We start from the raw sequence: 18,343 nt of genomic DNA, 5'->3' as shown, positions 1-18,343 counted from the left end.
GGGGGGTGCCGGGGGGCGGGGCAGGGGGTGGGTGCGGGGCGGGGGTGCGGGGCGGGGCGGGGGTCAGGGCGCCGGTTCCTTCAGTACGCGGTCCATCGGGACCTCCGTCGTGACCGTGACGGCGGCCGGGTCCAGGTCGGCGGGCGTGGGCATCTCGCTGCCGGGCAGTCGGACGGCCGCGGCGCCGTGTGCGACGGCCGAGGCGAGGGCGCCCGGCCCGGCGCCCCCGGCGATCAGGAAACCGGCGAGGGAGGCGTCCCCGGCACCGACGTTGCTGCGGACGGCGGACACGCGGGCGGTGGCGAACCAGGTTCCCGCCCCGGACACGAGCAGTTGCCCGTCGGCGCCGAGGCTCGCCAGTACGGCCCGCGCGCCCAGGCCGCGCAGTACCACGGACGCCCGCACGGCGTCACCGACGGTCGCCAGCGGCCGGCCGACGGCCCGCGCCAACTCCTCCGCGTTGGGCTTGACCACGTCGGGCCGCTCGGGCAGCGCCCGCAGCAGCGCGGGGCCGGAGGTGTCCAGGGCGATCCGGCACCCCGCCCGGTGGGCGCGGGCGACCAGTTCGGCGTACCAGGAGGGGGCGAGGCCGCGCGGCAGGCTGCCGCAGCAGGCGATCCAGTCGGCGTCACGCGAGAGTCGCCGTACCGTCTCCAGGAGTGACTCCTGTTCGGCGGGGGAGAGTTCGGGGCCCGGGGCATTGATCTTCGTGAGGACGCCGTCGGTCTCGGCGAGGGCGATGTTGGAGCGGGTGGCCCCGGCGACCGGCACCGGTGCGACCTCGATGCCCCGCGCGTCGAGCAGGTCGGCGACGAGCGCGCCCGGCGCGCCGCCCAGCGGCAGCACCGCGACCGTACGGCGGCCCGCGGCGGCGACCGCACGGGAGACGTTCACGCCCTTGCCGCCGGGGTCGACGCGTTCACCGGTGGCGCGCAGGACCTCGCCGCGCGCCAGCGCGGGGACCTCGTAGGTGCGGTCCAGGGAGGGGTTGGGGGTGACGGTGAGGATCACGCGCGCACCACTTCCGGGCCGCCCCGCCCGAGGGCGGCGGCGTCCTCGGGGCTCAGCCCGCTGTCAGTGATCAGCAGGTCCACGTCGTCCAGGCCGCCGAAGCGGGCGAAGTGCTCCTGGCCGTACTTGGAGGAGTCGGCGAGCAGCACCACACGGCGGGCGGCGGCGACGGCCGCGCGTTTGACCGCGGCCTCGGCGAGGTCGGGGGTGGTCAGGCCGTGTGCGGCGGAGAAGCCGTTGGCGGCGACCAGGGCCACGTCGGCGCGGATCTCGCCGTAAGCGCGCAGCGCCCAGGCGTCCACGGCGGCGCGGGTACGGTGCCGGACCCGGCCGCCGATCAGATGGAGCTGGATGCCGGGGTGGTCGGCGAGGCGGGCCGCGGTGGGCAGGCTGTGGGTGACGACGGTGAGCGCGGTCCGCGGGGGCAGGACGGCGGCGAGGCGGGCCACCGTGGAACCGGCGTCGAGGATCACCGTGCCCTCGGCCGGCAGTTCGGCCAGCGCGGCCCTGGCGATCCGGTCCTTCTCGTCGGCGGCCGTCGACTCGCGTGCGGCGAGGTCGGGTTCGAGGTCGAGGCGGCCGGCCGGGATGGCGCCGCCGTGCACGCGGCGGACGAGACCGGCCCGGTCCAGGGCCTTGAGGTCCCGGCGGATGGTCTCCGCCGTCACCCGGAACTCCTCGGCGAGCGACACCACGTCCACCCGGCCGCCGTCCCGGGCGAGCCGGAGAATCTCCTGCTGCCGCTCCGGTGCGTACATGCCCGTCCGCCTCCGACCTCGCCCGAACGTGTGGTTTCAGGGGGAGGTTACGTGCGCCCGCCGGGGAAGTAAACAGATTCGGACCCAGTCGGGCATGAACGGGCAGACCCGGGCATGCGTGTCGTGGCGGGTGTCGTGGCGGGGCCCGGCTCCTCATGGCGGGTGTCGTGGCGGGGCCCGGCTCCTCGTGGCGGGCCGGCCCCGCCTCTCGCGGCGGCCTCGCTCTACGGCACCAGCGCCGGTCCCCTCGTCTCCGCCGGGTCCTCGGCCGGCGCGCCCTCCACGTGCTGGGCCGGCCGCTTCGGCAGCGCGAACATCAGCAGGAAGATGACGCCCAGCACCGCGGCCACCCAGCCCAGCGCGTACTGGAAGGCGCCGACGTACTCGGGGCCGATCCGGGCCGGTGCGAGGTGCTCGTCGATCACGCCGAAGAAGACCACCGACACCAGCGCGAGCCCGAGCGCGTTGCCCATCTGCTGCACGGTGTTGATCAGTCCCGACGCCGACCCGGCGTGCTCACGCGGCACCTCGGAGAGGACCGCGTCGGTCAGCGGGGCGACTATCAGACCCATGCCGGTGCCCATCACGACCAAGGGCAGCGCCATCTGCCAGGAGGAGAGGGAGAGGCCGTACCGGTCGGCCTCCCACAGGTAGAGCAGCACCCCGGCGCCCATCACCAGCGCGCCCGTCTGGAGCACCTTGCGCCCGAAGCGCGGGACCAGCTTCTGCACCGACAGGCCGGCCGCCGTCGACACCGCGAGCGAGAACGGTACGCCGGTCAGGCCGGCCCTGAGCGGGGTCCAGCCCAGCCCGATCTGCATGTACAGCGTCCACACCAGGAAGAAGACGCCGAGCGCGAGACCGAAGACGGTCTGCACGGCGATGCCCGCCGCGAAGCTCTTGACGCGGAACAGCGACAGTTCGATCAGCGGCGAGCCGTCCCGCGCGCCCTTGCGCCGCTCGTACGCCACCAGCACCGCGAAGACGACAAGTGCCCCGCCCATCGAGACGTAGCCCCACAGCGGCCAGCCCAGCTCGCGCCCGCGGGTGAGCGGGTAGATCAGCATCAGCAGGCCGAGAGTGACGAGTGCGACGCCCACCAGGTCGAGCTTGAGTGCGCGCGGCGCCTTCGACTCGGTGATGAAGCGGCGGCCGAGGAGCAGTCCCGCGATGCCGACGGGCAGGTTGATCAGGAAGATGGGCCGCCACTCCAGGCCGAAGAGGTTCCCTTCGGTGAGCAGGGCGCCGAGCAGCGGTCCGGAGACGGCTCCGAGCCCCACGATCGCCCCGAACAGGCCGAAGACCTTGCCGCGCTCGTGCGCCGGGAAGGTGGCGTGGACGATCGACAGCACCTGCGGCACCATCAGCGCGGCCGTCGCCCCCTGGAGGATCCGGGAGGCGACCAGCATCTCGGGGTTGACCGCGAGTCCGCAGAGCGCGGAGGCGACGGTGAAACCGGCTATCCCGACGAGGAAGATCCGCTTACGGCCGTGGATGTCGCCGAGCCGTCCACCGGTGATCAGACCGGCGGCGAAGGCCAGGGCGTAACCGGCGGTGATCCACTGGATCTGGCTGAAGGAGGCGCCCTCGTCGCGCTGGATGGACGGGAGGGCGATGTTGACGATCGTGACGTCGACGAGGTCCATGAAGGCCGCGGTCATCACGATCGCGAGCGCGAACCAGCGGCGGCGGTCGCCCGGGACGGACCCCGGCGGCTGCGGCGGACCGGGGGCCCCGGGAGCCCCAGGGGCCCCGGGAGCCCCAGGGGCCCCGGGAGCCCCGGGAGCCCCGGGGGAGGAGCTGGACGTGGAGCTGGACATGGAACCAGACGGGGAACTGGAGGGGGCGCTGGAGGACATGATCCGAAGGTACGTGCCTACTAGGACTGTTCATGTCCTAGTGGTGCGGCACTCTCGGAGCATGACGACGGACACTCCGGCCCGCATCCTGACCCTCCTCTCCCTCCTGCAGACGCCCCGGGAGTGGCCCGGCGGCGAACTGGCCGAGCGGCTCGGGGTGTCCCGGCGCACGGTCCGGCGGGACATCGACCGGCTGCGGGAACTGGGCTACCCGGTGCGGGCCACCCTCGGGTCGGAGGGCGGGTACCGGCTGGTCGCGGGCAAGGCGATGCCGCCGCTGGTCCTGGACGACGAGGAGGCGGTGGCGATCGCGGTCGGGCTGCGGGCCGGCGCCGGGCAGGCGGTCGAGGGCGTGGCCGAGGCGTCGGTACGGGCGCTGGCCAAGCTGGAGCAGGTGCTGCCGTCCCGGCTGCGCCACCGCGTCGTCACCCTCCAGGCCGCGACCACGCCCCTGACCAGCAGGGAAGGTCCGAACATCGCACCGGAGACGCTCACCGTGATGGCCTCGACGGTGGCCGGGCGGGAGCGGCTGCGGTTCGCCTACCGCGCCGCCGACGGCACCGGGTCGCGCCGGCTGACGGAACCGTACCGGCTGGTGTCGACCGGGCAGCGCTGGTACCTGGTCGCCTACGACCTCGACCGCGACGACTGGCGGACCTTCCGGGTCGACCGGGTCACCGAGCCGCTCGCGACCGGCGCCCGGTTCGCCCCGCGCGAACTGCCGAGCGGGAGCGCGGCGGAGTATCTGCGGCGCTCCATGCAACGGCACGTCGACTCCTACGAGATCGACGTCGCCGTCGCCGCGCCCCCGCAGGCAGTGGCCGCCCGGATTCCGGCCTGGATGGGCACCCCGGAACCGGCGGACGGCGGCACCACCTGCGTCCTGCGGGCGACCGTGACGGACCCGGTGGAGTGGATGGCGGTACGGCTCACCATGCTCGGGGCGGAGTTCCGGGTACGGGAGCCGGCCCGGCTGGTGGAGTGCGTACGGGAGTTGGGGGCGCGGCTGGGACGGGCGGCGGGGGACGGCGGGGACCCGGAAGACTGCGGGGATACCGGGGATGCCGGGTATACCGGGGATGCCGGGTATACCGGGGATGCCGGGGACGAGTCCGGCCCGAGGTAGTCCGGGAGCCCGGGAGCCCGGGAGCCCGGGAGGCCGCGAACCCGGACTCCCGGGAATCAGCGAGTGCCCGGAGCAGGCAGCACCGTGAGGGTCTCCCAGGGCAGGCGGCGGAGCGTCTCCAGGTTGCGCAGGGCCAGGTCGAGCGGGCCCCGGCCGGGGCCGGCGGCCCGGTCGTCACCGGCCCAGTCCTCCACCGCGACCCGGACCGCCGCACCGGCCGCCGCCGCGGCGAACCGCCACTGCGGGGCTGCCGCCAGGCGTACGGCAACGTTGTCGTCACCCTCTGCCACTCGCTCCGCCATCCGCTCCGCCATCCGCTCCGCCATCCGCTCCGCCACCCGCTCGGCCAGCACCTGGGCGAGCCTCCGCTCGGCGGTGTGGCACACCTCCGCCCACACCTTCCGCAGCGCGGGGCTCGTCGCGGCCATCCGGATCAGCACCCGGGCCCACTCCCAGCCCGCCGCCGACACCCCGTCGCCGGGCGTCAGCGTGCGCCGCACCGCGTGTTCCAGGGCGAGCGGCGGGGACAGTTCGGCGGGGGCGTCGCGCACCGCCTCCGCCCAGCGCTCGGCGCCGGCCGCGTAGAGGGGGGCGACGGCCTCCTCCTTGGTCGCGAAGTAGCGGTAGAAGGTGCGGGGGGCGATGCCGGCGGCCTGGGCGATGTCCTCGGCCCGGGTGGCCCGCAGGCCCTGGCTCACGAAGAGCCTCGCCGCCGCGCGGGCGATCTCCATCCGGGTCTCGGCCTTCCGCCGTTCGACCAGCGAAGGGACCTGGCCGGGCCCGGGGAGGGCGGTGGGGCGGGGATCAGGGGTGGTACTGCTGCTCACCTTCGGCAATCTATGCCTCTGTGGCAGAATCTGCCATCTGGCGGGCCACCCCGGGGTTCAGGTTCGGGGTGACCCGCTTTCCGCACTAAAAAGAAGAGCCGGGCTCGAGCGTCCGGGGGGAGGACGCCGAGCCCGGCTGGGGACGTCCCGGCGCCGGGGGGAGTGCGACGGGACGTGGTCTGTGGTCCTGGGACGGGACCGGGCCCGAACACCAGGGCCTGAAATGCTTGTTCCCAGCGAACCGGAGGTTGAAGCAGCGTTACACAGCCATGTTCGCGCGGTCGCACGCCCCCCGGCGTACGCCGGTCGTCGCGTGGTCGGCGGTGACCGGTGCCGTACGGGGCCGGCGTGTCACGCGGCCGCCTCGAAACCGGTGTCGCGGGCCAGCTTCTTCAGCTCCAGCAGCGCGTGCTTCTCGATCTGGCGGATGCGCTCACGCGTCAGGCCGTGCTCCTTGCCGACCTCGGTCAGCGTGCGCTCGCGGCCGTCGTCGATGCCGTACCGCATCTTGATGATGGAGGCCGTGCGCGGGTCGAGGCGGCCGATCAGGTCGTCCAGTTCCTCGCTGCGCAGCAGCGTCAGCACCGACTGCTCGGGCGACACCGCGGAGGAGTCCTCCAGCAGGTCACCGAACTGCGTCTCGCCCTCGTCGTCCACCGGCATGTTCAGCGAGACCGGGTCGCGGGCCCAGTCGAGCACGTCGGTGACGCGCTCCGGCGTCGAGTCCAGCTCGGCGGCGATCTCGGCGTGCTCCGGCTCGCGGCCGTGCTCGCGGTTGAACTCGCGCTGCACCCGCCGGATCCGGCCCAGCTCCTCCACCAGGTGGACGGGGAGCCGGATGGTGCGCGACTGGTCGGCGATCGAGCGGGTGATGGCCTGCCGGATCCACCAGGTCGCATAGGTCGAGAACTTGAAGCCCTTGCGGTAGTCGAACTTCTCGACCGCGCGGACCAGACCGGCGTTGCCCTCCTGGATCAGGTCCAGCAGCGGCAGACCGCTACGGGGGTAACGGCGGGCGACCGCGACGACCAGACGGAGGTTGGAGCGGATGAAGACGTCCTTCGCCCGCTCGCTCGCGTCGATCAGGGCCTGGAGTTCCTCACGGGTGGCATCCGCCCCGGTCTCCTCGACGCCTTCGAGCACCTGCCGCGCGAACACGCCCGCCTCGATGGTCTGGGACAGCTCGACCTCCTTGGCGGCGTCGAGCAGCGGTGTCCGCGCTATCTCGTCGAGGTACATGCCGACCAGATCGCGGTCGGCGATCTCCCCGCCGTTGGCGCGGACGCTGGTTGCCGCGCCGGAGGTCCCGCCGGTGGCGGACTTGCGACGGGCGACGGCACGGGTTGCCATGCGTGCTCCCTTGCGATGGTGGGTCAGCGGGTCGTACTCGGGATGAGGGGCACCGCCTCCGGACCACCCGGACTCCTCTGTGGTCCGGACTCTCCTCGGGTGCCCTGCATCCGATGGAAACAACGACTGGAATCCGGACAGAATTCCCACCCGACCCCGTATTTTTCTGATCATGCAGTACCCTGTGCCGCCGCAGGAGCTGCCTGATGCCGACCGACGCCACGGAGGTCCAGGTCAGGCCGGGGGCCGAGGCGGATCGAGGCCCGCACCGCCTTCTCCCACCGCCGAGCGAGTGAGACGCCCCTCACGTTCGGCTCCGGGGTCTTCACCCGGGTATCCACTCGGGTAACCACCCTGGAGCAGTGCCACCCTCAACCGCTCCCCACCCTGTAGACGGACCACATCGCCCGATGGTTGCCGCGCGTACGGGCGCGGTCCGGGGCGCGGGCGCGGGACCGTGCGCCGGCGCGGACCTGGGCGCCGCCCAAGAGGTTCCCGCCAGTCTGGACGCGAGCCGCCGCCAGGCTCAGCCGAACTGCACCGACCGCTTCGCCATCCCCAGCCAGAACCCGTCGATCACCGACCGCTGGCTGTCCAGCTCACCGGCCGCGTCCGCCGCGCCCATCGTCACGAAGAGCGGGGCGAAGTGCTCGGTGCGGGGGTGGGCGAGCCGGCCGGCCGGGGACTTGCGGCCGAAGTCGAGCAGGGCGTCGACGTCACCGGCCTCCAGTGCGCGCCGGCCCCAGTCGTCGAACTCCGCGGACCAGGCGGGCGTCCCACTCTGGCGCAGCGCGGCCAAATTGTGGGTGAAGAAACCGGAGCCGATGATCAGGACGCCCTCGTCGCGCAGGGGCGCCAGCCGGCGGCCCATCTCCATCAGCCGCACCGGGTCGAGGGTGGGCAGGGAGACCTGGAGGACGGGGAGGTCGGCATCGGGGTACATCTCGACGAGCGGGACGTACGCCCCGTGGTCGAGGCCGCGGTCCGGGACGTCCTGCACGGGCGTGCCCGGGGCGCGCAACAGCTTGCGGACGGATTCGGCGAGCGCGGGCGCGCCGGGAGCGGCGTACCGCACCTGATAGTAGTGCTCGGGGAAGCCCCAGAAGTCGTAGACGAGGGGGACGGTCTCCACCGCGCCGAGGGCGAGCGGGGCCTCCTCCCAGTGGGCGGAGACGACGAGGATCGCCTTGGGGCGCGGGAGCGCGGCGGACCAGGCGGCCAGTTCGCCGGGCCAGACCGGGTCGTCCGCGAGGGGCGGGGCGCCGTGGCTGAGATAGAGGGCGGGCATGCGCTCGGCGGGCCGGCGCTCCTGGGCGGCGGTGGACATGACGGCGACTCCCTCACCCTCGTGCGACTTGCACTCGTTGCGCTCGTCGCGCTCGTTGTACTTCTTGCGCTTCTTGCACTTCTCGTACTTCTCGTACTTCTTGTACTTGGATTCTCGTACTTGAATTCTCAAGCGTTACGTTCGGCCGAGCCTACGTCCGATTTGTTTAAGGTTCAAGGAGCGGGCTCGTACAGTGGACACATGACCACGGCACCGACCCCGCCCACCCCCCAGTCCGCCCCCGAACCCGCCCACGCCCCCACTCCCGCTCCGGCTCCTGCCCCGACCCCCGGGCCCGCCGGTGAGCCCCGGTGGCTGACCGCCGGCGAGCAGTTCGTCTGGCGTTCGTACATCGAGGCCGCCACCCTGCTGGAGGACCACCTCGACCGCCAGCTCCAGCGTGACGCGGGCATGTCACACATGTACTACGGCCTGCTGGTCAAGCTCGGGGAGTCGCCGCGGCGGCGGTTGCGGATGACGGAGCTGGCCAGACACGCGAAGATCACCCGCTCCCGCCTCTCGCACGCGATCGCGCGGCTGGAGGGGAACGGCTGGGTGCGCCGTGAGGACTGCCCCTCCGACAAGCGCGGCCAGTTCGCGGTGCTGACGCAGGAGGGTTACGCCGTCCTGGGGGCGACCGCGCCGGGCCATGTGGCCGCGGTCCGCCAGGCCGTCTTCGACCGGCTGACGCCACAACAGCAGGAGTCCCTCGGCGAGATCATGCGGATCGTCGCCGAGGGACTCCAGCCCAGTGAAGCGGGCGCGGACCTGCCCTGGCTGCGCTGACCGAAGGGTCGCGGCGGCCGGGGCGGGTCCGGGAAACCGTGGGCGGAGGCGTCCCCTCCCCCGCCCACGGGTGGTGCTACCGGCGGAGCCGGCTGCCGAAGGGGTACGGCCGGGCGGGCGTCAGTGGGCGACGACCGGGATCGGCAGCTCGCCCTCGACGCCCTCGCCGGAGGCGGTGACCGTGCTGGCGCCGGGCTTGCCGGCGTTGACGAGGGTCAGGGCGATCACGGAGGCGGCGACCAGGATGCCGACGGCGAACCAGATCGCGCTGGTGTAGCCCTGCACCTGGCCCTGGAGCAGGACCAACTGCCGCTGCGACTTGCTCGACGCGCCGGCGATGTGGTCGGCGATGTAGGACGTGGTGGCCGAGGCGGCGATCGTGTTCAGCAGCGCGGTACCGATCGCGCCGCCCACCTGCTGGGAGGTGTTGACCATCGCGGAGGCGACACCCGCGTCCTGCGGGCGGACACCCTGGGTGGCCATGGACATGGCCGGCATGAACGCCGTACCCATGCCGAGGCCGAGCAGCAGCATGCCGGGCAGCAGCACACCTGCGTAGGAGGTGTTGATCTCCATCTGGGTCAGCAGCAGCATGCCGACGGCGGCGACCAGGAAGCCGGGGCCCATCAGCAGCCGCGGCGGGACCCGGGTGAGCAGGCGGGTACCGATCTGGGTGGAACCCGTGATCATGCCCGCGACCATCGGGAGGAAGGCGAAGCCGGTCTTGACCGGCGAGTAGCCCTTCACGATCTGCAGGTAGTACGTGAGGAAGAGGAACAGGCCGAACATCGCGATGATCGCGAGGCCGAGCGAGAGGTAGATACCGCCGCGGTTGCGGTCGGTGACCACGCGCAGCGGCAGCAGCGGGGACTTGACCTTGGACTCGACCAGGACGAAGGCGATCAGCAGCACGGCCGCGCCGACGAACAGGCCGACGGTCGTGGCGTCGCCCCAGCCCTCGGACTCGGCGCGGGTGAAGCCGTAGACCAGCGCGACCAGGCCCAGGGTGGAGAGGATGACGCCGGGGACGTCGAGCGCGGAGCGGTTGCGGCTGCCCGCGGGCTCACGGATGACGAACCAGGCGCCGGCCGCCGCGACCACGGCGAACGGGATGTTGACGAAGAACGTCCAGCGCCAGTCCAGGTACTCGGTGAGGAAACCGCCGAGGATCAGACCGACGGCCGCACCGCCACCGGCGATGGCACCGTAGATGCCGAACGCCTTGGCGCGCTCCTTGGAGTCCGTGAACATCACGGCGAGCAGGGAGAGCGCGGCCGGCGCGAGCAGGGCGCCGAAGGCACCCTGGAGGGCGCGGGAGCCGAACATCATCGCCTCGTTGGTGGCGGCGCCGCCCAGCGCGGAGGCGAGGGCGAAGCCGGCCAGGCCGACGACGAAGGTGCGCTTGCGGCCCCACAGGTCGGCTATCCGGCCGCCGAACAGCAGCAGACCGCCGAAGGCGAGGGCGTAGGCCGTGACGACCCACTGCCGGTTGCCGTCGGAGATGCCGAGGTCCTGCTGGGCGGAGGGCAGGGCGATGTTCACGATGGTCGAGTCGAGGACGACCATCAACTGGGCGAGCGCGATGAAGACGAGCGCCTTCCAGCGACCGGCGTCGGGGACGCCGGGAACGCCGGGTGCGTGAGCCTTGACGGCTGCTTCGGACATGGATGTACCCACTTCGGGACGGTGTGGCGGAAAAGGTGCGGTGCGAGGACGCGAAAAAGCGAACAACGCGCGGATGGAGACGTAGCGAGGTGAAGAAAGACGTACGGAGTAAGAGAAGATCACCGGCGGTCGCCGCTCCGGCGTCGATCGGACGTCAGAACGGTGAAATGTGCGGAACTGCTCGGACGGATGAGACGTTCGGGACTATTCGCAGGGCCGGCGGAGGTCCTCCATGGTGACGGCGGCGCCCGGCAGGGTGGAGCGGGCCGGAGCCCGCAACCCGTCCAGGAAGAGCTGAAGATGGCGGTGGGCGAACCGGTCGCCGCGGGGGCAGCGGGTACCGGCCGGCGGCCGGCTGAGCTGGGCCACGGCCACCATCAGGTCGCCGACGCCCACGTCGCCCCGTAGCTGCCCGGCCGCCCTGGCACGGTCCATGACCTCGCCGACCAGCTCCTCGACCCGCTCGCGCGCCGCTCGCAGGTCGGGGTGGTCCTGGTCGAACGTGCTGGAGATCATCGGGCACAGGGCGCTGATCCGCTCGTCGGCGGAGACGTGCACGAAGCGCTCCAGCGCCGCGAAGGCGTCGCCGCTCTCCGCGAGCGCGATCCGCGCCGCCCGTGCCGTGCGGTCCATGACCGAGCAGACGACCTCGCGGACGAGGGCGTCGCGGTCGGGGAAGTTGCGGTACACCGTGGCGTTGCCGACGCCGGCCCGGCGGGCGACGTCGTCGAGCGGCACATCGGGGCCGAGTTCGACGAACATCTCCCGGGCGGCGGTGACGATCCGCTCCCGGTTGCGCTGGGCATCGGCACGCGGCCGGGTCACCTTGCGCGGCACGGGGATCGCGGTCTGCACGGCGCACTCCTCGAAGTGAAGGACTGAAGTACGCGAACCGGGGAACTGGTCCCCGTTTCGCTCGGACACAGGTCTAAACGGGGAAACGATCCCCGGTTATTTCCCACCGCCGCCCTGATTCCCGTGACCTGCGTCACACCGCTGCCGTCGTCCGGCCGACATGCCACTGTTCCCGCTCCCCGCTCGCCCTCCCGCCCTCCGGCCCGCTCGCCCTCCAGCCCTCAAGCCCGCTCGCCCTCCAGCCCTCCAGCCCCCTCGGCCCCTCGCTGCGGGAGCCCGCCCCCTCGTCCCCTCGGCCCCTCGGCCCCTCGGCCCCTCGCCCCCCGCTGCGGGAGCCCGCCCTCGTAGCCCCACACCCCCTACCGGTGGGAAACCCACGATCGGCCGCTCCAGCGCGCGCCCCCGCGCCCCCCGGCTCAGGGTGAGCGAAAGGGTGCAGTCGGAAGGACCGGTGGCTGCCGTGGCCCGGGAGGACTGGATGCAGCCGCAGCGCCGTCGAATACGCCCCCGCCGCGTGGCCGCCCTCGGTTCCGTCACCGCCCTGACCCTGGTGGTGAGCACCTCGGCCGGCACCGGCCACCTCGCGCCGGGGGCCACGGCGACCGGCGCGGGCCCGGCCGCCCTCTCCCGCTCCTCCGCGCACGGCCCCTGCATGATCACCGGCGGCCCGGAGATCCAGATGTCGGAAGGCGTCCCCACCACCCGCGGCTACTCCCGCTCCACCGGCACCGTCCGCGCCCTCAACCTGATGGTCGACTTCTCCGACGCGCCCGGCGAGGGCCGCGCCCTCGACCGCTACGCGGAGTTCTTCCCGCAGACCCAGAAGTGGTTCCGCACCAGTTCCTACGGCCGCCTGGACTACCGTCCCGAGGCCCCGGTCCGGGACTGGCTGCGCATGCCCAGGCCGTTCGGCGAGTACGGCATAGAACGCGGTGCCCCCTTCGACCCCGGCTACCGCGACCTGGTCCAGGACATAGTGGCGACCGCCGACCCGGAGGTGGACTTCCGCGCCTACGACCTGCTCAACGTCCTCATCACCCCGAACGCCGGCCCCTCCGCCCTGGACACCGTCCTGTCCGTGACCTTCGCCGGCAACACCGAGGCACCGGTGGCCGACGGCGTACCGGTGGCGAACGCGTCCTTCGTCTACTCCCGCCAGGACGACGGCTCCGGCTCCTACGACCGGACCGGCTACCGGGTCCTCCCGCACGAGAACGGCCACGTCTTCGGCCTGCCCGACCTCTACACCCAGGAGGGCGGGGGCGCGGTCGGCCACTGGGACATCATGAGCGAGGACTGGGGCGCCAACAACGACCTGGTCGGCTGGCACAAGTGGAAGCTGGGCTGGCTCGACGCCGAGCAGGTGCACTGCGCGTCGGCGCCGGGCACGAAGGAGTACGACCTCACGCCCCTGGCCCGCCCGCACGGCCCCAAACTGGTCTTCGTCCCGCTGGACGCGCGCTCCGGTTACGCCGTCGAACTGCGCACCCGCGAGGGCAACGACGAGACGGTGTGCCGGCCGGGGATCCTCGTCTACCGGGTCGACGCGGACATCGACACCGGGATGGGCCCGGTCACGGTCCACGACTCCCGCCGCGACAGCGGCGGCTGCACCCGCAGCCCCAACGTCCACGCCGAACTCTCCGACGCCACGTTCACCCCGGGCGAGTCCTTCGAGGACCCGCAGCACGGCCTGAAGATCGTGGTGGCGGCCGCGGACCTGGCGGGCGACCACCGCATACGGGTGACGCGCCGCTGAGACGTGCGGAGCATCGGCTGCCCCTCGCCGCTGGCACATTACGTACGGTGGGGCCAGCCGCGACCGCCGTACCGGAGAGCCGATGCCCGCCCACACCACGAACACCCCCCAGGCCGGGCACCCCGCCGACCCGGCCACCCCCGTACCCGCACCGGTGCCGGCACCTGCACCTGCACCTGCACCTGCACCTGCGGAGGCGGTCGCACCTCTGCTGCGCGGGATCGCGGTGCTGCGGCGGCTGACCGAGGCGGACGGCACGCTCAGCCTCAGCGCCCTGGAGCGCGCCACCGGCCTCGCCCGCTCCACCGTCGACCGCATCACCGCCACCCTCGCCCGCATGGGCTACGTCCGTCCGGACGGCCGCGAGGTGACCCTCGCCCCCCGCCTGATGGAACTGGGCAACGCCTACCTCGCCGCCCTGCGCCTGCCCGCCCTGCTGTCCGCGCGGGCCGACCAACTGGCCGACCGGCTGGACGAGTCGGTGTCCCTGGCCGTCGCCGACCGCGACGGCGTCCGCTTCATCCACCAGGCCACCCGCCGCCGGGCGATGTCCCTCAGCTTCCGCATCGGCGACCTGCTCCCGGCCGAACGGACCGCGCCCGGACCGCTGTTCGCGACGGAGTGGACGCCGGCCGACTGGCGCCACTGGCACGCCCGCCGCGCCACCGACCCGCGGGACAACGGCTTCCCGGCCGTCCCCCCACCCGCCCGCACCACCCCGGACACCGACTTCGAACGCCGTACGGCACGGGCGGCGGCCGACGGCCACGCACTCGACGACCAGCTCATCGAACCGGGCCTGGTCGCGGTCTCGGCACCCGTACGCGACCCCCGCACCGGTGCGGTGGCGTGCGTGGCCAGCGTGGTCAGCCACACCAGCCGCCACACCGCGCAGGACCTGCGCGACAGCCTGCTGCCCGCCCTGCGGGAGACGGTCACGGCGATGGAGGCCGACCTGCGCACCGCGGGCCCGCCCGCCCCCTCGGCCGGTGCCCCGGCGGGCCTGGCGACCTGGACCGGCGCGTCCAAACAGGAACTGGGCCGGGAGTTCGTGGAGTCCCTGGCCAGGGGCCTGACCGTCCTCACCGCCTTCGGCGAGGGCCGCCACGCCCTCACCCTCACGGAGGTCGCCCAGGCGACCGGCCTGCCCCGGGCGACCGCCCGCCGCGCCCTGATCACCCACGCACACGCGGGCCTGGTGACCCCGGCCCCGGACCGCACCTTCACCCTCACCCCCCAGGTCCTCTCGCTCGGCTACCCGCCCCTGTCCCGCACCTCCCTCTCCGACATCGCACAGCCCCACCTGACCGCACTCGCCGCCCGAGTCCAGGAGTCGGCTTCCCTGGCGGTCCTCTCCGACTCCGGCGAGGAGATCGAGTACACGGCCCGCGCGGCGGCGGGTCACGTCATGAGCGCCCGCGTCACCGTCGGCACCCGTCAGCCCGCCCACGCCACCTCGCTCGGCCGCGTCCTGCTGCCCGACGCCCCGCCAGACGGCTACGCCCTCACCGACGAGGAACTCGAGGCCGGCCTGCGCTCCCTCGCGGTCCCCCTCCACGACCGCACGGGCCACACGATCGCCGCCGTCAGCCTCGCGATGCACGCCGCCCGCCGCACCCCCGCCGCCTGCGTGACGGACCTCCTCCCCGCCCTGCGCGAAACAGCGACAGCCATCGAGGCAGACCTCCACGTCGCCACCCACTTCCGCGCGATCCCCCCGACCTGACCCCCAAAACCCCCACCCCCCACCCGCTACACTGACGACGGTGGCCCAGCCACCCACCCCGCCTTCGTAGCTCAGGGGATAGAGCACCGCTCTCCTAAAGCGGGTGTCGCAGGTTCGAATCCTGCCGGGGGCACAGCGGTAAGGGCCAGCTCAGGAGGGGTTTCCTCCCAGGCTGGCCCTTCGTCGTGTTCGATGCCGTGCCACTCGCGTGCCACTAAGTCCGCACAGAGTCCACATCCCCAGAGGCCGGCGGGTCTCCCCCGCCCTCACGGATCATGGCGCCCAGCCAATCGGCGATGGCTCTGTCCCGGTCGCTGGTCATGTGCTGATAGATCAGCGCGGCGCGTGCGCTGCTGTGTCCCATGCGGGTCATCAGCTCGCGCGTGCTGGCTCCGGCCGTGGAGGCCAGCGTGTTGCCCGTGTGCCGCAGGTCGTGAAAGTGCAGCTCGGCCGAGACGCCCGCCGCCTTCCTGGCCTTGACCCAGTCGTCCCGGAAGTTGCTCCGCCGAAGCTGCCCGCCCTGCGGACCGACGAACAGGTGACCGTCCTGCCCAGCGGCGGCGTAGTGCTCCAGGTGTCGCCGGATCTCGTCCACCAGCTCGGCGGGGAAGGAGACCGTACGGACCCCCGCCGCGGACTTGGGCGCCTTGTCGAAGAGCCGCCCGTTCTGCAGCTCGGCTTGCGCACGCCGGACGACGACCATGCGGCCGGCCAAGTCGATGTCCTTGCGCCGGAGCGCGGCCAGTTCGCCGAAGCGGAGAGTCGTGAACGCCGCCAGGAGAACGAGGAGCCGGTAGCGCGGAGCGATGGTGTCGGCCACGCCGAAGACTTCCGCCACCGACAACACGGGCCGCTCAGGCACGTCGTAGCTGTCCGCGCCTTTGATGCGGCAAGGGTTGCGGCGAATCATCTCGTCATCCATGGCCGTGTTCATCAGGGCCCGCAGGAGTTGGTACGCCTTGACGACCGTCGGCTCGCCCACGCCGGCAGCAAGCAGTTTGCCGCGCCAGCTCCGTACCCGGGCGGTCGTGACGTCGGCGATGGAGCCCGCGCCGAAGGTCGGGACGATGTGCAGCCGCATCACCGACTCGTTCCGCTCCCGGGTGCGATCGGCCAGCTTCCGATCCCGCAGCCACGCCGTGGCGTAGTCGGCGAAGTTCACTGCTCCGGCGTCCGGGTCCGCCCACTGCCCACGCGTGATGTCCGCCTCGATGTGCGTGAGCGCGACTTGGGCGTCCGTCTTGGTCTCGTACGTCTTCTCAGCCGGGCGGAGAAGACCCGTCTCCGGGTCTCGGTAGCGGACCTGCCACCGGCCGGACGCGAGCTGTCGGACAGCCCCGAAGCTTCTGCGCTTCCCCTTCTTGTTGGGCATCAGGCAGCCCTCCGCAACACGCCGCCACGCTGCCGGATCGGCTGCACCGTGTGCGCGTCGATGAAGGCGCTCATCGCGCTCTCGGGGATACGTACGTGGCGACCGACCTTGACGAACGTGATGCGTCGCTCCGCGATGAGGCGCCGCGGAAAGCGCTCCGTGGTGCCGAGGAGATCGGCGACCTGCGCCACGGTGAGGTAGCGGTCAGCCACGGGTGGGTTCTCCTTCCGTTCCTGGAGCGGGGGTGAGGGTTTCGGCAAGCCACGCTTCAGCGTCGGTGAGGCCGGTTCCGGCGTAGACCCAGTGGGCGAGGACGAGGGTCGTGTGCTGCTCGCTCTCGACGTTTGCCGTTGCCGCCAGGGCTTGTGCGCGGCGCCATTCGGCGCGGGCGGTGCGGAGTGCGCCGAGGGTGGTGGAGTAGCGGCGGGACTTGGTGGAGAAGTGGCCGCGGAAGCCGAGCATGTGGGCCCAGGCGCGGAGCCGGAGTTCTTCGAGGTCCTTGCGGGCGCCAAGGGTCCAGGCGGTACGCACCAGGCGCCGGGCGTGGTCGCTGATGTCGAGCTGGGCCAGTTCAGCGAGGAACTTCAGCGGGCGGTCCAGAGCTCCCGTCGCAGTCTCGGCGCCCTTGGTGGCGTACTTGGCGATGTACGCGGCAACGGCCCGTTCGGTCAGCTCCTGGCCGCTGTCGAAGTCGGCGCCGCGGATGGTGCGTACGTCGAGCTGGCGGCCGAAGGCGAAAGCGTGTGCGCGGCCGTCGATGACGGGGCCGTCCACGCGGGCCCCGGTCGCGGCAGCGTGAATGGCGTCGGTCAGCAGTTCGGCGGTGGCCCAGGCCGGAGGCGGGGTGTCACCGCCCGTAGGGCCGTCGATGCGGATGACGGCATGGAAGTGGACGGCGCCGCGCTTCTGGTACTCGGCGACCTTGGCGAAGGACACCCGGGCGTGCTCGCGGAACTCCCGCTGTGAGAGTCCGGCCCGTTTGGCGACCTCCCGGCGCAGGTAGGTCGAGAAGCGCCGCCACAGGGGACCGGCGTGCGCGTTCCAGAGCACGGCCGCTTCGTAGTCGTAGGTGTCCGGATCGAGCGCGGTACCGAGTACCTCGTCGTCCTGGTCGTGGAGGGCGCCGCACCGGCAGCGGCGGACCGAACCGGCCGGACCGGTGGGGCGGTTGTGGACGGGGCCGAAGCCAGGGGCGGTGAAGGTGGCGAAGACGCGGGGGTGGGTGGCGACCTGTTCGGGGACGCCTTTGCCGCCGCGCAGGCCGGAGGTGATCAGGTGGAAGGTGTCGCGGCGGTAGACCTCCGAGCAGGCCGGGCAGCGGGTCGTGCGGCGGTTGTTGCAGCGGACCAGGAGGTGTCCGGCCGGGAGGTTGGCGGAGTCGAGGCGGTGGAGGAGGTTGCCTATCTCGCCGGTACGGGTGTTCAGGTCGTATTCGGCGCGGTGGCCGTCGAGGCGGATCGGTTGGGTGCAGCCGCCGAGGCCGGAGAGCTGGCGCAGGAGGCCGGGCATGGTGCCGAGGGCGGCCAGTTCGCCGAGTTCGGCCAGCGGGGGCGGGGTGGTGCGGGTGATGATGGCTTTCTCCTTCTGGCTTCGGTCAGGAGGGGTAGGGCCCCCGGGGCGGCGGATGCTTGGCGGTATCAGGGCCGCCCCGGGGGTCTGGTGTCGTTGGCCGGTGTCAGCGGTGGCGCTGGTCGCGGAGCATCGAGCGCAGGACCACGGCGGCGACGGCGACGGAGATGGCCGTGACGGCGACGGCGGCCAGCAGCGCGGTCAGCACGACTCCGCCGACGAGAACGGCCGCGACCGCTCCGGCGCTAACGGATATCTGCGGAGCCGGACGCCGTACGGGAGCCGGATCGGTCGGCGCGTGCATGTGCGCGGGCGGCGGTGTCGGGCTGTCGGGGTACTTGGGCAGGAACACG

At 72.6% G+C, this 18,343-nt stretch carries 16 protein-coding genes and 1 tRNA gene; 5 read left to right on the top strand and 12 right to left on the bottom strand.

All coding sequences use genetic code 11. The features are described from left to right. Nucleotides 1-63 precede the first annotated feature (63 nt). From pfkB to ABEB00_RS31530, 3 genes are all read right to left on the bottom strand, one after another. A complete protein-coding gene (gene pfkB / locus ABEB00_RS31540; RefSeq protein WP_345624100.1) occupies nucleotides 64-1,011 on the bottom strand; it encodes a 1-phosphofructokinase in 948 nt (315 codons plus the stop codon). Further along, nucleotides 1,008-1,769, bottom strand: a complete 762-nt coding sequence (locus ABEB00_RS31535) for a DeoR/GlpR family DNA-binding transcription regulator (RefSeq protein ID WP_345624099.1) — start codon at nucleotides 1,767-1,769, stop codon at nucleotides 1,008-1,010. The genes pfkB and ABEB00_RS31535 overlap by 4 nt, the downstream gene beginning before the upstream one ends. A gap of 224 nt (nucleotides 1,770-1,993) precedes the next feature. Next, nucleotides 1,994-3,430 (bottom strand): MFS transporter, encoded by a 1,437-nt coding sequence (locus ABEB00_RS31530; RefSeq protein ID WP_345624120.1) that lies wholly within the window; start codon nucleotides 3,428-3,430, stop codon nucleotides 1,994-1,996. A gap of 259 nt (nucleotides 3,431-3,689) precedes the next feature. Here ABEB00_RS31530 and ABEB00_RS31525 point away from each other — a divergent pair, with 259 nt between their 5' ends. Then, entirely contained in the window at nucleotides 3,690-4,754 is a 1,065-nt protein-coding gene (locus tag ABEB00_RS31525) for a helix-turn-helix transcriptional regulator (RefSeq protein WP_345624098.1), read from the top strand. A 56-nt stretch (nucleotides 4,755-4,810) separates the two neighbouring features. Here the strand turns inward: ABEB00_RS31525 and ABEB00_RS31520 are convergent, their stop codons facing one another. The 3 genes from ABEB00_RS31520 to ABEB00_RS31510 all read right to left on the bottom strand — a co-directional run bounded on the left by ABEB00_RS31520 (nucleotide 4,811) and on the right by ABEB00_RS31510 (nucleotide 8,219). Then, on the bottom strand, nucleotides 4,811-5,485 hold the full coding sequence (locus ABEB00_RS31520) for a TetR/AcrR family transcriptional regulator (RefSeq protein WP_425586605.1): 675 nt from the start codon (nucleotides 5,483-5,485) through the stop codon (nucleotides 4,811-4,813). A 447-nt stretch (nucleotides 5,486-5,932) separates the two neighbouring features. Continuing rightward, nucleotides 5,933-6,931, bottom strand: coding sequence for a sigma-70 family RNA polymerase sigma factor (locus ABEB00_RS31515; RefSeq protein ID WP_345624097.1), 999 nt, complete (start codon nucleotides 6,929-6,931; stop codon nucleotides 5,933-5,935). A 526-nt stretch (nucleotides 6,932-7,457) separates the two neighbouring features. Further along, nucleotides 7,458-8,219, bottom strand: coding sequence for a dioxygenase family protein (locus ABEB00_RS31510; RefSeq protein ID WP_345624118.1), 762 nt, complete (start codon nucleotides 8,217-8,219; stop codon nucleotides 7,458-7,460). Between the two features lie 240 nt (nucleotides 8,220-8,459). On the opposite strand from ABEB00_RS31510, the gene ABEB00_RS31505 reads away from it, so the two are divergent. Beyond that, nucleotides 8,460-9,044, top strand: coding sequence for a MarR family winged helix-turn-helix transcriptional regulator (locus tag ABEB00_RS31505; protein WP_345624096.1), 585 nt, complete (start codon nucleotides 8,460-8,462; stop codon nucleotides 9,042-9,044). A gap of 120 nt (nucleotides 9,045-9,164) precedes the next feature. On the opposite strand, the gene ABEB00_RS31500 is transcribed toward ABEB00_RS31505, so the two are convergent. Together ABEB00_RS31500 and ABEB00_RS31495 are read right to left on the bottom strand one after the other, a co-directional pair. Beyond that, nucleotides 9,165-10,709, bottom strand: a complete 1,545-nt coding sequence (locus ABEB00_RS31500; RefSeq protein ID WP_345624095.1) for an MFS transporter — start codon at nucleotides 10,707-10,709, stop codon at nucleotides 9,165-9,167. 204 nt (nucleotides 10,710-10,913) lie between these two features. After that, the gene (locus ABEB00_RS31495; RefSeq protein WP_345624094.1) at nucleotides 10,914-11,564 is read right to left on the bottom strand and encodes a TetR/AcrR family transcriptional regulator; all 651 of its coding nucleotides are present in this window, start codon (nucleotides 11,562-11,564) and stop codon (nucleotides 10,914-10,916) included. 478 nt (nucleotides 11,565-12,042) lie between these two features. Here ABEB00_RS31495 and ABEB00_RS31490 point away from each other — a divergent pair, with 478 nt between their 5' ends. The 3 genes from ABEB00_RS31490 to ABEB00_RS31480 all read left to right on the top strand — a co-directional run bounded on the left by ABEB00_RS31490 (nucleotide 12,043) and on the right by ABEB00_RS31480 (nucleotide 15,182). Next, nucleotides 12,043-13,323: a M6 family metalloprotease domain-containing protein gene (locus ABEB00_RS31490; protein WP_345624117.1), complete on the top strand. Its 1,281-nt coding sequence runs from the start codon at nucleotides 12,043-12,045 to the stop codon at nucleotides 13,321-13,323. Nucleotides 13,324-13,405: 82 nt separating this feature from the next. Then, complete coding sequence (locus ABEB00_RS31485) at nucleotides 13,406-15,049, top strand: IclR family transcriptional regulator domain-containing protein (RefSeq protein WP_345624093.1); 1,644 nt, start codon at nucleotides 13,406-13,408, stop codon at nucleotides 15,047-15,049. Between the two features lie 60 nt (nucleotides 15,050-15,109). Further along, nucleotides 15,110-15,182: transfer RNA gene (locus ABEB00_RS31480), tRNA-Arg, on the top strand. Nucleotides 15,183-15,263: 81 nt separating this feature from the next. Here the strand turns inward: ABEB00_RS31480 and ABEB00_RS31475 are convergent. The 4 genes from ABEB00_RS31475 to ABEB00_RS31460 all read right to left on the bottom strand — a co-directional run bounded on the left by ABEB00_RS31475 (nucleotide 15,264) and on the right by ABEB00_RS31460 (nucleotide 18,342). After that, nucleotides 15,264-16,421: a tyrosine-type recombinase/integrase gene (locus ABEB00_RS31475; RefSeq protein WP_345624092.1), complete on the bottom strand. Its 1,158-nt coding sequence runs from the start codon at nucleotides 16,419-16,421 to the stop codon at nucleotides 15,264-15,266. Next, nucleotides 16,421-16,633 carry an excisionase family DNA-binding protein gene (locus ABEB00_RS31470; protein WP_345624091.1) on the bottom strand — a complete coding sequence of 71 codons (213 nt, stop codon included), beginning with the start codon at nucleotides 16,631-16,633 and terminating at the stop codon, nucleotides 16,421-16,423. Before ABEB00_RS31470 ends, ABEB00_RS31475 begins: the two co-directional genes overlap by 1 nt. Further along, a complete protein-coding gene (locus ABEB00_RS31465; protein WP_345624090.1) occupies nucleotides 16,626-17,930 on the bottom strand; it encodes a replication initiator in 1,305 nt (434 codons plus the stop codon). Before ABEB00_RS31465 ends, ABEB00_RS31470 begins: the two co-directional genes overlap by 8 nt. Nucleotides 17,931-18,096: 166 nt before the next feature. Continuing rightward, nucleotides 18,097-18,342, bottom strand: coding sequence for a SpdD protein (locus ABEB00_RS31460; protein ID WP_345624089.1), 246 nt, complete (start codon nucleotides 18,340-18,342; stop codon nucleotides 18,097-18,099). Nucleotide 18,343: the final 1 nt, after the last annotated feature.

It is taken from the genome of Streptomyces ziwulingensis (genome assembly GCF_039542605.1).
In the GTDB taxonomy this organism is placed as follows: Bacteria; Actinomycetota; Actinomycetes; order Streptomycetales; family Streptomycetaceae; genus Streptomyces; species Streptomyces ziwulingensis.
Note: the sequence above shows the minus strand (reverse complement) of the source record. Positions and strands in the feature narration are given on the sequence as shown.

Bases quoted from the DNA above. Each gene is read 5' to 3' on its own strand.
- ABEB00_RS31535 (WP_345624099.1), bottom strand. From the start codon at position 1,769: ATGTACGCACCGGAGCGGCAGCAGGAGATTCTCCGGCTCGCCCGGGAC.
- ABEB00_RS31530 (WP_345624120.1), bottom strand. From the start codon at position 3,430: ATGACCGCGGCCTTCATGGACCTCGTCGACGTCACGATCGTCAACATC.
- ABEB00_RS31525 (WP_345624098.1), top strand. From the start codon at position 3,690: ATGACGACGGACACTCCGGCCCGCATCCTGACCCTCCTCTCCCTCCTG.
- ABEB00_RS31520 (WP_425586605.1), bottom strand. From the start codon at position 5,485: ATGGAGATCGCCCGCGCGGCGGCGAGGCTCTTCGTGAGCCAGGGCCTG.
- ABEB00_RS31515 (WP_345624097.1), bottom strand. From the start codon at position 6,931: ATGGCAACCCGTGCCGTCGCCCGTCGCAAGTCCGCCACCGGCGGGACC.
- ABEB00_RS31510 (WP_345624118.1), bottom strand. From the start codon at position 8,219: ATGCCCGCCCTCTATCTCAGCCACGGCGCCCCGCCCCTCGCGGACGAC.
- ABEB00_RS31505 (WP_345624096.1), top strand. From the start codon at position 8,460: ATGACCACGGCACCGACCCCGCCCACCCCCCAGTCCGCCCCCGAACCC.
- ABEB00_RS31500 (WP_345624095.1), bottom strand. From the start codon at position 10,709: ATGTCCGAAGCAGCCGTCAAGGCTCACGCACCCGGCGTTCCCGGCGTC.
- ABEB00_RS31490 (WP_345624117.1), top strand. From the start codon at position 12,043: ATGCAGCCGCAGCGCCGTCGAATACGCCCCCGCCGCGTGGCCGCCCTC.
- ABEB00_RS31485 (WP_345624093.1), top strand. From the start codon at position 13,406: ATGCCCGCCCACACCACGAACACCCCCCAGGCCGGGCACCCCGCCGAC.
- ABEB00_RS31475 (WP_345624092.1), bottom strand. From the start codon at position 16,421: ATGCCCAACAAGAAGGGGAAGCGCAGAAGCTTCGGGGCTGTCCGACAG.
- ABEB00_RS31465 (WP_345624090.1), bottom strand. From the start codon at position 17,930: ATGCCCGGCCTCCTGCGCCAGCTCTCCGGCCTCGGCGGCTGCACCCAA.